This is a genomic window from Nitratireductor rhodophyticola (assembly GCF_019891355.1).
GTDB lineage: Bacteria > Pseudomonadota > Alphaproteobacteria > Rhizobiales > Rhizobiaceae > Nitratireductor > Nitratireductor rhodophyticola.
On sequence record NZ_JAHSSF010000001.1, the window covers coordinates 971112 to 984400 of the forward strand.

Annotated in this window: 13 protein-coding genes and 1 other annotated feature; of the genes, 9 read left to right on the plus strand and 4 right to left on the minus strand. The window is 55.3% G+C overall.

Annotation, left to right across the window (positions count from 1 at the left end):
* Window positions 1-53 precede the first annotated feature (53 nt).
* Genes KUG85_RS04590 through KUG85_RS04600 form a run of 3 tightly spaced genes read left to right on the plus strand, consistent with a single transcriptional unit; the run spans window position 54 to window position 1686 of the window.
* On the plus strand, window positions 54-473 hold the full coding sequence (locus tag KUG85_RS04590) for a hypothetical protein (protein ID WP_065817698.1): 420 nt from the start codon (window positions 54-56) through the stop codon (window positions 471-473).
* Entirely contained in the window at window positions 470-997 is a 528-nt protein-coding gene (locus KUG85_RS04595; RefSeq protein ID WP_065817699.1) for a plastocyanin/azurin family copper-binding protein, read from the plus strand. The genes KUG85_RS04590 and KUG85_RS04595 overlap by 4 nt, the downstream gene beginning before the upstream one ends.
* Window positions 994-1686 carry an RNA polymerase sigma factor gene (locus KUG85_RS04600; RefSeq protein WP_223004282.1) on the plus strand — a complete coding sequence of 231 codons (693 nt, stop codon included), beginning with the start codon at window positions 994-996 and terminating at the stop codon, window positions 1684-1686. The genes KUG85_RS04595 and KUG85_RS04600 overlap by 4 nt, the downstream gene beginning before the upstream one ends.
* Before the next feature lie 761 nt (window positions 1687-2447).
* Here KUG85_RS04600 and KUG85_RS21075 read toward each other — a convergent pair.
* The gene (locus tag KUG85_RS21075; RefSeq protein ID WP_255606250.1) at window positions 2448-5426 is read right to left on the minus strand and encodes an autotransporter family protein; all 2979 of its coding nucleotides are present in this window, start codon (window positions 5424-5426) and stop codon (window positions 2448-2450) included.
* 243 nt (window positions 5427-5669) lie between these two features.
* Window positions 5670-6071 carry a hypothetical protein gene (locus KUG85_RS04610; RefSeq protein WP_223004283.1) on the minus strand — a complete coding sequence of 134 codons (402 nt, stop codon included), beginning with the start codon at window positions 6069-6071 and terminating at the stop codon, window positions 5670-5672.
* Window positions 6072-6195: 124 nt separating this feature from the next.
* Here KUG85_RS04610 and KUG85_RS04615 point away from each other — a divergent pair, with 124 nt between their 5' ends.
* Genes KUG85_RS04615 through KUG85_RS04635 form a run of 5 tightly spaced genes read left to right on the plus strand, consistent with a single transcriptional unit; the run spans window position 6196 to window position 8085 of the window.
* The gene (locus KUG85_RS04615; protein WP_223004284.1) at window positions 6196-6549 is read left to right on the plus strand and encodes a hypothetical protein; all 354 of its coding nucleotides are present in this window, start codon (window positions 6196-6198) and stop codon (window positions 6547-6549) included.
* A complete protein-coding gene (locus tag KUG85_RS04620; RefSeq protein ID WP_223004285.1) occupies window positions 6534-6734 on the plus strand; it encodes a hypothetical protein in 201 nt (66 codons plus the stop codon). Before KUG85_RS04615 ends, KUG85_RS04620 begins: the two co-directional genes overlap by 16 nt.
* 40 nt (window positions 6735-6774) lie before the next feature.
* Window positions 6775-7041 (plus strand): hypothetical protein, encoded by a 267-nt coding sequence (locus KUG85_RS04625; protein WP_223004286.1) that lies wholly within the window; start codon window positions 6775-6777, stop codon window positions 7039-7041.
* Window positions 7042-7056: 15 nt separating this feature from the next.
* Entirely contained in the window at window positions 7057-7401 is a 345-nt protein-coding gene (locus KUG85_RS04630; protein WP_223004287.1) for a cupin domain-containing protein, read from the plus strand.
* 27 nt (window positions 7402-7428) lie between these two features.
* Window positions 7429-8085, plus strand: coding sequence for an SOS response-associated peptidase (locus tag KUG85_RS04635; protein ID WP_223004507.1), 657 nt, complete (start codon window positions 7429-7431; stop codon window positions 8083-8085).
* A 115-nt stretch (window positions 8086-8200) separates the two neighbouring features.
* On the opposite strand, the gene KUG85_RS04640 is transcribed toward KUG85_RS04635, so the two are convergent.
* Complete coding sequence (locus tag KUG85_RS04640) at window positions 8201-9298, minus strand: glycosyltransferase family protein (protein WP_223004288.1); 1098 nt, start codon at window positions 9296-9298, stop codon at window positions 8201-8203.
* 476 nt (window positions 9299-9774) lie between these two features.
* Here KUG85_RS04640 and KUG85_RS04645 point away from each other — a divergent pair.
* A protein-coding gene (locus tag KUG85_RS04645; protein WP_223004289.1) for an IS3 family transposase occupies window positions 9775-11003 on the plus strand; the annotation gives its coding sequence in 2 pieces (ribosomal slippage) (window positions 9775-10063 and window positions 10063-11003; 1230 coding nt in all).
* Window positions 10056-10172, plus strand: a sequence feature (AL1L pseudoknot). Its footprint overlaps the gene before it by 117 nt.
* A gap of 36 nt (window positions 11004-11039) precedes the next feature.
* On the opposite strand, the gene KUG85_RS04650 is transcribed toward KUG85_RS04645, so the two are convergent.
* Window positions 11040-13280: a glycosyltransferase gene (locus tag KUG85_RS04650; RefSeq protein ID WP_255606251.1), complete on the minus strand. Its 2241-nt coding sequence runs from the start codon at window positions 13278-13280 to the stop codon at window positions 11040-11042.
* Between the last annotated feature and the right edge of the window lie 9 nt (window positions 13281-13289).

The window sequence follows — 13289 nt, forward strand, 5'->3', positions numbered from 1 at the left end:
CAACATGTCGAACGTCCGCACAAGGCGTTCCACATGATTGGAAAGGACAAACAATGAAATCGTCAGTTTTTGCACTGGTGACCGCGATTGCTCTGACTTCCGCGCCGGCTCTTGCCCATGACGAGGAAGCTCTCAAATCCGCTCCTCCGGGGGAGCCCTATGTTCAGGTGAGCGACGTGCTGCCGCTGCCGGAGTTCATTCCCGGCCTCGGCACGCTCTTCGTCGACCCGGAAACCCTTCCGGCCGGGCCATTCCTTTCCTATGACCACGCAGGAAAGCTGTCCGCCACCGTCTACATGACGCCGCTTGAAGAGCTTGAGAACGGCACGGCTTACGAGGGGCTGGCTATCGGATCGCACACGGTGAGCAGTGCAGAGGTCTACTACAATGCAGGGCACCCGGGCGTCGACAAACCGCACGCGCATATCGTGCTCTATCATGATGGGGACGCCAGAACGCGTCTTGCCAAATGAAACCGTCACGTCGCAGATTCCTCCAGTTGGGGGGTGGCCTGGCGGCCACCCTCGCAACCGCACGAACGCTGCATTCAGCGCCGCTTGAAGTCATCGAGATGCGCGGAACACCGCGTGGCGAACGCATCTGGTTTTCGCCTGTCGGGCTGGCCGTCGCGCCCGGGACGGTATTGCGGTTTGTCAATCGTGACCCGGTCAACAGCCATACCGCGACCGCATACCATCCTGAAAACTTCGACCGGAAGCGCCGCATTCCCCTCAAGGCATCCCCTTGGGACAGCGGCTTTCTCCTTCCCGAAGAGAGTTTCGAGGTCGTTCTGGATGTGCCGGGAGTGTATGACTATCATTGCATCCCCCATGAGATGGCGGGAATGGTGGGCCGCATCGTTGTGGGGCAGCCGGATACACCGGGGTTTGAAGATGCCAGCAGCGCGTCTGACGACCTGCCGCCCGGTGCCCTTGAGGTGTTTCCGGCAGTCCCGGACATTCTCGCTCGCGGTCGCATTGAGGGAGACGCCGGATGAGCGCTCAGGCTCAACGCAGAGCATCTGCAACACCCGGTCTGGCACAGAGTTCGGAGGGGCAGCTGGTTGCAGCTGCCCTTTCAAGGGACGAAGCAGCCATACGCGAGCTCATCCGCCGGATGAACCCGCGACTCTTCCGTGTTGCACGAGGCATTGTCTCCAGCGACGCCGAGGCTGAAGAGGCCGTGCAGGAGACCTATCTCTCCGCCTTCACGCGACTGGGCGAATTTCAGGGCCGGTCAAGCTTTTCGACCTGGGTCACCAGAATTGCCATCAACAATGCTCTCATGCTTCAGCGCAAAGTGCGTCCGCAGGAGGAATTTGACACTGTGAGCGAAGCATCAAATCCACAGATTGTGAATTTTCCCGGATGCGATCTGAATGATCCCGAAGCCTCCACGGGGCGTTCGCAGCTTCGCAGCCTGCTCGAACAGGCCGTTTCCAACCTGCCGGCCGATCTTCGGTTGCCGCTTCTGCTGCACGAGACGGAAGGGCTCAAGGTTCGTGCGATTGCAGAACTCCTGAATCTCAATGTGGTGACGGTGAGAACGCGATTATACCGCGCACGACGCCAGATGCGCACCGAACTCGAAGCGCAACTCGAGCGCGGTTTCGATTCGATCTTTCCATTCGACGGTGCGCGTTGCGCTGGAATGGCTGACCGCGTTGTCGCCAGGCTTCAGGACTGAAAACCGGAACCCGGATTTCGGTCGCTCCAACGCTTCATCCACGTTGGATATCGTCCAGACAGCGCCCTATCCGGGAACGTTGTCCAATGGACGGCGTCTGGTGCAGTGGATGGCCGCGAAGAGCTGTTCAAGCGAACAGGGTGGCGCATTCTTGCAGACGCGGCAACACCTTGAAGTGAAAAGAAAAATGGTCGGAGCGGCGGGATTCGAACCCACGACCCCTTGACCCCCAGACTAGGCGGCGGAACGATTTTCACCGAAATGCCAATACTTTACAGCGGATCGGTTTACATCACCCACCATCTGACACCCGTCGAAACCAAGGCTTTCCGCCGTCAAGTGTAAACTGATTTGGCCCTGAAGACGGGGCTGTCAGATGGTCATTTTCGCAAGACCATGATCCCCCACTTAGGCACCCTCCACTGTCGAATGAACATGTCTACATCGTGAGAACGGAAAGGGAGCTCGCTGAGCTTCGAGACATTGCATCTGGCCGCTCACATGCGGATGATGTCCGATGCTTACGTCTATTGCTGCGCGCCACCAGCGCAATCCCAGACCTGAACCTCGCGGCCACGTTAAGCGGCCGCGCATGCCTCATGATTTCGACACTCGATATGGTCGAAGCGCTCGGGGATGACCGCAACCACCATGTCAGTAGAATTGTAGAGATTATTGTTGAAATAGAGGCCGCGTGCAGATGCAGCTAAATGTATCAGACAGGAGCGCAATGCCCCTGTCTGATATTTATGTTGGCTTCCCTACCAGCGCACTCGGAGCCCGGCGTTTGCTTTCACCTGATAGCTATCGCCGAAATGCCTCACGCTGCTGTTCAGCGAGGCTTCGCCGTAGAGGGAGTATTGATCGTTATTCCAGTTGTAGGATCCACCTACACCTGCACCAACCCACAACGGCTCTTTTTGATTGACGAACTCGACTCCCGAAACTGTCGAGCGTGAACCATCGAGGAAATCATAATAGAGATTTGCGATGCCGTAGATGTGGCTACGGCGCGCCTTCCCTGCAGGGTCATTCCACTCCTGTGTCCGATCAACGCTGATTCCGAGCCTGGAAATCAGAGAATCGCCATTCTCCAAGCCAACGACTGCTCCAAAGGCGTCCGTGAAGGTGTCAAAGGTCACATCGGAATAGACAAGCTGCGCCTGCGGTGTAACCGACCAGATTTCGTCGAGCGCGATCTGCTTTCCCACCTCAACGCCCAGTGCGTAACCGAAGCCGTTGTTTCCGCTAACAAGGTTGCGCGACGCTGTGCTGGAAGCCAGGTCACTATCAAACCAGGTCGCCTGCGCCTGAGTATCCACGTAGAGGCCAGAGTTACCGTACCAGGTCAGCGTGCCGCTCAGGCCGTATCCGGTCGAATCAATCGATCCATTTCCGAACAGGGATGTGACATCCGATGAGACCGTTCCGTAGTGAACCGAGACACCACCGATAAAGCGGCCATTCTCATTCTCGTGGATCAGACCGTCTGCTCCCGCCTGCATCTTCCACAGATCCAGATCGTATTCCGCGCCGCTTGTGGAGGCCTTGGGATCAATCTTGCTGTGGCTGGCCACGATGCGGCCCCATACGCCGGAATTGTCCGATGTGGTTTCGGACCACATGCGATTGCCGACCCTCTGCTGAAGGGTTTCAAGTGAATTGAAGCTGCCCAGGACACCTGCGTAGGTTTCATAGATTGGGACGCCCGGCTGATAAAGCGGTGTTGGGCTGGGTGTCGGAGCGGGCGTCGGGTCAGGAGCCACGGGCAGAAGTGACGACCGCAGATACCAGTCACCATCTGTGGGTGTGCTCACTCCATTCTGATAGAGCCGGTAGGCGTAAGCCCCCCCGACCACCGCCTGGTCACCCTCAAACACATAATCGCCGTACAGGACAAACGCATTTGCGTCTGAAGTGCCTGCAACATCGACAATGCGAATACCTTCGACGGTGGGGGCGCCAGCTCCTCCAAGATTGGTAACTCGCACCTGTGTCGCCCCCGTACCCAGAATTGAGTTACCGGTAATGACAAGAAGGTCGGTGTCAGAAGCATCATCCCCGAGCACGGATTCGATCTCCAGCGCGCCGCCATTGCTGGTGTAGTCTCCGTCGATCGTCAGCGTGCCTATTGAGTTGCCTGGCGCGATCGTGCCACCAGCATAGTTGGTGGTTGCGCCAACCGTGCCCGTGCCAGACAAAATACCGCCACGAACTTCCGTGGTTCCTCCCAGAACGCCGTTCACTTCAAACGTACCCGCGTGGATAGTGGCGAGCCCGCCGAAGCCGAGCTGATCCGCGGTAAAGATCGTTTTCCCGGGACCGGTATGATTGATGGCTCCATCGCCGGTGATCGCGATGTCGAAGCCGTACGCTTCCTCGGTGTGATTGAAGTTTACTTCACTGTTGGTCGCGAGTTGTATGCCCGACGCACCAAGCGTTCCTGCTGCTGAGGCCGGCTGCCCGACCGCACCACCGATGTTCAGCACAGCTTCGCTGTTTGCATCGGCACTTCCGAGGATCAATGGCGCACCACCACTGCCAACAACCACGGTGCCGCCATCAGAGATGGTCAGAGTGCCCCGACCATTCTGACCCACTCGCAGCGTATCGGCAATCATCTGAGATCCACCGCCGGACACCAGAACATCGAACCCGGGCACTACAGTCCTAACCCGCTTGAAGGCGATCTCGACATCTGTTCCAGAAAGTACACCACCATCCAGAACTGAGATCGAGCCCTGATAGCCGGTGATGGCGTCAGACTCGTATCTGGAGCCTGGCCCGGTTATTTCCAACCTGGCATCGGAAGTGTCAAAGACTTGCAACGCACCACCGATGTGAGTACTGCCGTTGACCTTGACTGTACCTCCTTCACTGACGCGTAAGAGCGTCTCGCCATTTGCCATAGTCATGCCGGTCGTTTCATACCGCGAGCCCGCGCCGTTCACATAAATCGAGGCTTTGGCGTTACGAAAGCTGGTTGAGTGGACCCGCGTACCGCCATTGGCGATGAAGTGAGCACCATCCTTAATCGACAATGTCGATTGCGATGAAATGCCCATGCTTAGGTCCACTGTACCTGTTCCCGAGGCGAGCAGGCGTGTGCCAGTCCCGGTTACCGTCAGGCTCGAAACCGCGTTGTCAGATCGAGACAGATCAAGCTGGGCGAACGTAGTGCTGTTTGACGTCGAGAGTTCGGTATCTCCACCGCTGTTTATAACTGCACTCCCTCCGTTTACGTGGAACCGGGCGAACCCTGAAGCTGTGCTCGATATCGTGAGCGCCCCCTCTCCAACCTTGTTGAGGGCGTCACCCGTGCCGGCAATGTTTCCAGTAATCGTAAGTGAGGCGCCAGCAGCGACGTTAAGGTCCGTAGCAGGGAAGAACGACAGGGTGTTCGCCCCTGTTTCAATCGAGATGTTCTTATCATTGACGACCGGCAATGGACCCGTGATTGAAAAGCTGTTGGTGAGAGTGATGGTCGATGACGCGTCTCCACTCGCCTGAGCAAGTGAAATCGCACTCGCCAACTCCGCTTCGCTAGACGCAGTAAAATTTGCAGCGTGAGATGTCGTTGCCAAGGTCAGCAATGCCACACCTGTCATAAGAAATTTATGGCGCCTGCGTATGCGGTTACATTCAACCAACCCGGTTTCCGTGCCTCTAATCGGCATCACCATCTCTCCGTAATATGCTTCAAATTTCGAAATCGTCAGCCGGCTCACTGACTCGGACATACTGTTATCGTGAAACTCGATTCTATCAACCACTTATTGATTGAAATCGAAATGACGATCACCATTGCTTAATTGAATCTAAAATTCTGAAATACCCATCTTTCTATATGACAATACGCCCCTGATTACATTAATGTTTATGGTATTATATCTTTTTTTGATAAATAGATCTCTTTTCCCCAATAGTTTACCCTATTCTGGCTCACTCCGACTTATGAAACGCTCTCAGCCTGAGGCCGGAGATCATCTTCGCGTTGAGCGCTCGGAAACCTGTTGATCGTTGCGCTTTGGTTTGATCGTGAGTTCGGTTGGCTCTGCATTCCTGTTCGGGGCCAGATCCCAAAACCGCTTGCGGTCCCCCTTCCCTCGATCCCGCTTCGGATCGAACGGAATGCCCTCAAACTCGGCCGCGAACAGCTCCGCGTCTTCCTTCTCTGCAAAGCAGAAGATGATGAAGTAGCAGCCTCTCGGCCCGGCCCATCCGGCGAATGCGGTTTGCGTCCTGTTATGCAGGGACAAGCCTTTGCAGAAGCCATGCACGACTTCGTAATTTGCACCCATCACCTTGTGATCAGGGATCCCAACCTGGTGCGGGTGGGTGCGGTCGATCTGAGCCCCGGTCGGCTCTCCTTTGCGGCGTGACATTGGTTTCTCCATCTCGTTTTCGGTCGTCACGTCGCCGCATGCGTGACGAGAACAAAAATGGAACAAACTCTGGACTCGTCAAGAGGGATTGGATTACGATCTGGCCTTCTGATGGAGAAACAGCATGACCACCTACACCGTCTTCAACATGGAAGATGACGACGGGTTCGAGGACGAATCGGGCCTGTCTATCGAACAAGCCGTCGAGCGCCTTATCGAGCGCTCCGGCTGCACCTATCGCTTCGAACGCATCGATGGGGTGATGCACATCTGCGTCGAGCCCTGGCGCTGGTTCGGAAAGCCGGACGGTCTGTCCTCGCTCCTGCCGGACGATGAGGACGCCAAGCAGGAAATCCTTGAGCGCTTTGCCACCGGCAAGGCCGACTTGCCGTCCACCTGGTGCATTGAGCCGGACGAGAAGCACGCCGCTGAAATGGCAAAGAACGATCTGGGAGATGGCGCGTGGACCATTCAGTGAAGCCACAGACCGAGCCCGATCCCTATGCGCCGGCGGCCGATGCCATCATAGAAGCCTGCGGGGGCGATCCGCGCGAGGCCGTCATCGCGCTTCTGGGCGAGCGGGATTACCTCTCCGGACGCATAGAAGCGCTGGAGCGGTCTGTCAGTTGGGGATTTGTGCGTGCCGGGGCGGCGCGTCGATGAAGGAAACAACGATGCGGCACATGTTCTGCGGAGCCGCCATATGCGCCAGTTCAAACCACTCCACCTGACAGAGGTGGTTTTCTTCACCCGTGACGGTTTTATCCGTCTGAAGGACATCCAGCCCTATTACGTGCTCGGAGCCGTCTGCCGGCGCTGCAAATCGATAGGCGAGCTCGACAGGAAAGTCCTTGAGCGGCGCTATGGCCGGGATGCCATGCCCGCCGACCTGTCAAAGCGCCTGAAATGCAGGAGTTGCCAAAACACCCGCGGCAATATCATCATGGTCATCAACCAATGGCCAAGGTGACGATCGGGCGGGTCAATGAGCGAGCATTCCACCGATGAATTGACATGGCGACCGGATCCGGAACGCTGGAATGGTGAATGGGAGCGGCCCGAAACCGGTAGTGGCGTCTCGATCATCTTCAACGAGACGGACACGATCGGATACGGCCCGGCGCTTCACTCCCATCCATATGCCGAGACGTTCATTGTCAGAAGGGGCCGCGCGCGCTTCTTCGTGGGTGACAGGGTCATCGTAGCTTTCGAGGGCGATATTCTCGTGGCGCCGGCCGACACACCGCACCGCTTCGAGAACATGGGGCCTGACCGGCTGGAGATGATCGACATCCACGCAAACCCCACCTTCATCACCACCTGGCTCTAGGCCGGCCGATCTGAATGGGAGGCGACCATCTGCAATCTCTACAACATGACCTCGACGCGCCAGGCGATCCGCGATTTCATCAAAACGACGCGAGAATACGCCTTCAATGAGCCGTCCCTACAGGTCTATCCGAACCGCTATGCGCCGATCGTTCGCCTAGGAGAGGATGGAGAACGGGAAATGGTGCGCGCCCGCTGGGGCATGCCGACACCGCCCATGTTCATCAAGGGGCAGCACGACAGCGGCGTCACGAACATTCGAAACACTTCATCCGCCCACTGGCGAAAATGGCTGTCGCCGGATAGCCGGTGCCTTGTGCCGGTCACGAGCTTCGCCGAACCCGATCCCGCCAGCAAGAAGGAAGGCGACAAGCGAACGCCGAACGCATGGTTCGCATTGAATGAGGAGCGGCCGCTGTTCGTCTTCGCCGGCCTCTGGACACCATGGCACGGCAAGCGCATGGCGCGTGAGGAACCGGACGATCATGAGGTCTATGGCTTCCTGACCACGGAGCCGAACAGCGTCGTCGCCCCGGTCCACAAGAAGGCGATGCCGGTAATCCTAACCACGGAAGACGAAATGACTGCATGGCTGACCGAGCCATGGGAAGAAGCAAAGAAGCTGCAACGCCCCCTGCCCGACGACAAGCTTATGATTGTCGACCCGCCGGATGTGCCGGGTTAGTATCCATGATTAAGGGGCGGGAACCATCTCACTAATCATTGTATGCAAAGCGAAGCTTAAACACCACATAACTAAAAATTAATAAAAAATCAATTTATTAAGAGTAAATAGACTATTAAACTTTATCACGCGCAAAATTCTGATGGACCAGAAAATTTGCCAAACTACTCAAATCAGGATTGCAAAAAGGTCTTCTATATACTTCTAGTAATTCAGCCCCAACCTTCTTTGCAGTATGTTCAGCAAGAAAGTACTCTCTAGATCTCAACCCGATTCGCATACGAAGGCTACTGTCTTTGATAAGCACACGAAGAACGTCAGCCACATTGTCTGGATTGGCGTTTACAATCGGTAGGGTCGATCCGTGGTCCCTCCACAGATCATCTCGGATGTACGCGACCGTTGGCTTGCCTAACGCCATAGCTTCAACCGCGAGGACCCCGTACCAACCAATCCGAAGCTGATCGACAATAATGTCAGCCTCTCGATACGCGCACACTGCTTCAGAATACGGCACATCTTCGATCAACTTAACATCGAATCGGCAACCCTCAGATTGTAGCTGATCAGCAGCAGCCAAGAATGCATCAGTCCCCTTAATCTTTCTACTCGACGGAGCATGAACGATGAGGGGGCGCTTGTTCTGATTAAAACCTGAATACTCCCAATCTGCTTCGTGCAGGGCCCTGGGCATAATTTGAGCGCCAGGAACGTAGGTGAGAATTTCAGGATCCAACACAAATACGGCATCGCAAATTGACACCAGAAAATCCCGCATTAAGACTTTAATCCTGTCGGGTTGATGAATGAATATATCCCTAAGTTCTCTTACATAGTGATAGGGGTTCACATCAGCAAATACGGTGGATAATCGAACTTCCTGCCCGGGAAAATGAAAATACACCTTCTTTCCAAGCAATTTTAGAAAAATAATGTCTTGGAACGCAGGAAAACCCTGTAGGGGCCACTTATTTATAAAACTCCGCCCATGAAAGTGAAAAATGTCGTAATTCTCTGCGAGTTTTTTCAATATATTGAAGACATCGTTAAGAGGCTTTCCTTCGGTCTCTACGAAGATGTCACTACGGTACCCAAACTTGTGCTCAACAATTGAGCACGTGTCCGCGATCACACCGTTTTCACGCAGTCCAATAGCATAAGCGCCAGGCTGTGCGGCCTGCCCCGTAACTCCTTGAAGTACTCTCTCAGTCATCACGCATTCCTCCCAGAACGCCGATGCACCAAACCTCTAAATAGGCATGCGGCGCCGGACCCCCTTTACCAAGCGACGCAACATAGATGACCCCGTATCCACCTTAGCCCTGGTGCTAAGGTACCTGTCCCGAAGCCGATTATAATCTTCCTGCTTTAACCTTAAGCGCTCTCGCAGATAGGCAACTTCGTCGGTTGACTCGTGCGAACTGGCTTGTCCGTTGACGTGCGCTGAATTGGATTTGGCCCGCTCAGCGGCAGGAATGATCGTCTCAGGCCGTTCCTGATACTTGAACCAGCGGATCAGAGCATCGACATCGAAGTCCAAATCTGATGTACGGTTAAAGCACTCTTCATATATCTTTTGGAACTTCGAGGCTATCACCTTCGAGTCGTGCACTTCTTCCGCGAAAGATCGACCGACTGAACCGCGCCGGGTTTGCCGGAGGCTCCAACTCCTGAGTAGGATGGAGCACGATGAGCAAAACGACGAACAAGTTTTCCCCTGAAGTCCGCGAGCGGGCGGTTCGCCTTGTGCTGGACAATGAAGGCCAGCACGGGTCTCGCTGGCAGGCGATCGTATCGATTGCGGCGAAGATCGGCTGCTCTGCGCACACGCTGAACGAATGGGTCAAGAGATCCGAGGTTGATAGTGGTGCGCGGGCCGGCATCCCGACGGAGATGACCGAGAAGATGAAGGCCCTGGAGCGGGAGAACCGTGAGCTTCGTCAGGCCAACGAGGTCCTGCGCAAGGCGTCAGCATATTTTGCCCAGGCGGAGCTCGACCGCCCATTGAAGCGATGATTTCCTTCATCGATGAACATCGCCCGGTGTTCGGGGTCGAGCCGATTTGCAGAGTTCTGCCAATTGCCCCGTCGACTTATTACGAGAATATCACCAAGCGGGTGGACGTGGATCGTCTGTCGTCCCGCGCTCGCCGCGATATCGCTCTGAAGATCGAGATACGCCGTGTCTTTGAGGAGAACTTCCGGGTCTATGGTGTGCGCAAGGTCTGGCGGCAATTGCAGCGGGAGGGTTTCGATGTTGCCCGCTGCACGGTGGCACGGCTTATGAGGGCTATGGGGCTTCAGGGGATCATTCGTGGCAAGCCGGTCAAAACGACGTTCCCGGACAAGTCGGCCCCCAGTCCGCTCGACCGTGTGAACCGCCAATTCAAGGCACCGGCGCCGAACAGGCTCTGGGTTTCGGACTTCACGTACGTGGCCACCTGGCAGGGCTTCGTCTACGTCGCCTTCGTCATCGACGCATTTGCCCGGCGTATCGTCGGCTGGCGCGTCAGCCGGACGGCGCATGCGACCTTCGTTCTCGATGCCCTGGAGCAAGCGCTTCATGATCGGCGTCCCGCCTACGGCGGCGGCCTCGTGCACCACTCCGACAGGGGAGTTCAATACGTGTCCATTCGCTATTCCGAGCGACTGGCCGAGGCCGGGATCGAACCGTCGGTCGGCAGCGTCGGTGATTCTTATGACAATGCCCTCGCCGAAACGATCAACGGTCTCTTCAAGGTCGAGGTCATTCATCGGCGCGGGCCGTGGCGAAGCTTCGAAGCCGTCGAGTTCGCAACACTCGAATGGGTCGACTGGTTCAATCACCGGCGCTTGCTGGAGCCCATAGGAAACATCCCTCCGGCTGAAGCTGAGGAACAATATTACGCCATGCTCGATCAAACGGCCGTGGCCGCATAACTTAAACCAAATGGCCTCCGGCAAACCCGGCGCGGTTCAGACTTGCCCTTGCTCTTTCCTCAACTGAGGATCTGAAATCAGCCTTCGAAGAGTCTCCTTGATCGAGTTGGGACTACAGTTGACGATCGGCATTCTTCCATCGAAATTATCAACCAAGTCATCTCGGATATAAGCAACTACCGGTTTGCCTAATGCCATGGCCTCGCAGGCCAAGACCCCGTACCAGCCTATTCGTAATTGATCAACAACGATGTCGGAACGTTGCATCACGTTGCGAACCTCGTCGTTCGAAAGCCCCTCCAACAACTGAAAGTCAAACTGGACCCCCTCCCCTTTGAGCTCCTCAACCGCCTGAAGAACGTAGTTCGTGCCCTTGAACAACCTATTCGAAGGTGCATGGACGACAAGCGGTCTACTTTCGTGCGCAGGCCCGACATATTGCCATTCTCCTAGATCTATCGCCCTCTCAACAATCTGAGCGTCAGGTACGTACGTGCGCAGCTCGGGATCGAGAACTATCATTCGGCTTGATAGGGCGCGACAGAGATCGATAAACTTTAGCTGAGCGCGCTCAGGGATTTTCTGCGCAACGCTGTCGTCTTCATCAAGCCAATGAAACGGATTCTTCTGACGAAAACTACTGGCAAGCCGGACCTCTGATCCTTGAAAATGCATCACCGTCGGGATGCCCATTGCCTTAGCCATAAGCAGGTCGCTCCCTGAAGGGAAAAGATGAGCGCCAGTTCTTTGCACCAACGGTCGCGTATACAGATGTAAGAGGTCGTACTCTTTCAGCACACGCGAGACACTTGACCAGGTTGAAAAGCCGCTTCGAACGGCAAGAGTTCGATGCGCAGGATAACCTCGAGCAATACCGCTCGGGTAGAGCAACACGTGGTCAGACTGCAACCCAATTCCACGCTCTGCATTGGCAATCATCCATGGCTGCCCGGCGACCGAAACGGGACCGTGAAAAATGCGGGCAGTCGCGACAGAGCGAGCTGCGCCGGCTTTTCGGCGTTCGCCCCTCGCATCAAGCTCAAGGAGGCTACGGTAAGTATCTCGGACCTTCTTCTCCTGTTCCTCCCAAGAATACTTACTCTTCAACTCTTCAGTAATTCGCGATCTGTAGACGTCAGCGTTCTCCAAGACACTCGACACAGCTCGCGCTAGGTCATGAGGGTCTTCAGACGCGAACACCTCACCGACCATTGTGCGAGTCACAAATCTCTTCATTTCCTGGACGTCTGACACAGCGACTGGAATACCAGCGTGGATATACTCAAAGAGTTTGTTCGGCAGAGCTACTTCGCCGTTTGGGAAATGGGTCATTGGGTGACAGCCAACATCCGCGGTGCGCAAAAACGAAGTTACTTCATCGTTGGGCACATACGGATGAAAATGCACTCGATCGGCAACCCCGAGTTCCAATGCTAATTCTTCGAGCCCCTTTACTACGGGCCCTGCGCTCGAGGAGACGAACGCCGCGTGCACGTTCTTCGCTAAAAATGGGAGTGCCTCTACGAGAGAATGGGCCCCCCTTTCCCGAGAACCAAGATTACCACTATAAACAATAATCTTATCAGTTGAGAGCAAGTTGAGGGCCGACCGAATTTCCCGACTGCCCTTTCTTCGCTGCGACGGACAATTAAGAACCACGCTCGGGCGCACGGCCAAGCGGAATTTTTCCGTTAGTATCTCTGATATTGGCTCACATACGGTAATTAGTGCTTCCGGCTGCCGTATGAAATCTTCCTCAAACTGCCGCGCAACATCCTGGTAATTCTTTGGAATAGTAGTTAAGCCATCTGCATATTCATGAATATCATGAACCCATGGCAAAAAATACTCAAGGTCTCCGAAGTGATTTTGACAGTAGGCCCCGATATAAAGTCCGTACATATCGTGCGTGTGCAGTAGCGCGGGTCGATCTACTTTCAGGAGTGTCCACATACGCTCTGCCGCAAGGCGCACAAAGCGCACCATATCCCTTTTCTCAGGGTCACTCGGCCATGCAGAGTCCGGCAGCCCGAAGCGCGGATTCGCAATTCTGCGTACTCGAACCCCGTTAAGCTCGGTGTCGTCACTCTCCCGGGAGCCTGTCATGCCATAGATTGTAACATTGTAACCGAGATCACGCCCTGTGTAGGCTGTCTTTAGAACTCGTGCGTCATCGAATACGCCATTAAGAACAATGTACGCAATGTCTCTGCGCTGACAGGGTGTCTCGGAAATCTGTACTGTAGTTGATTCCGCGCTTAGAGCTTTAGTGGACATAATATTTCA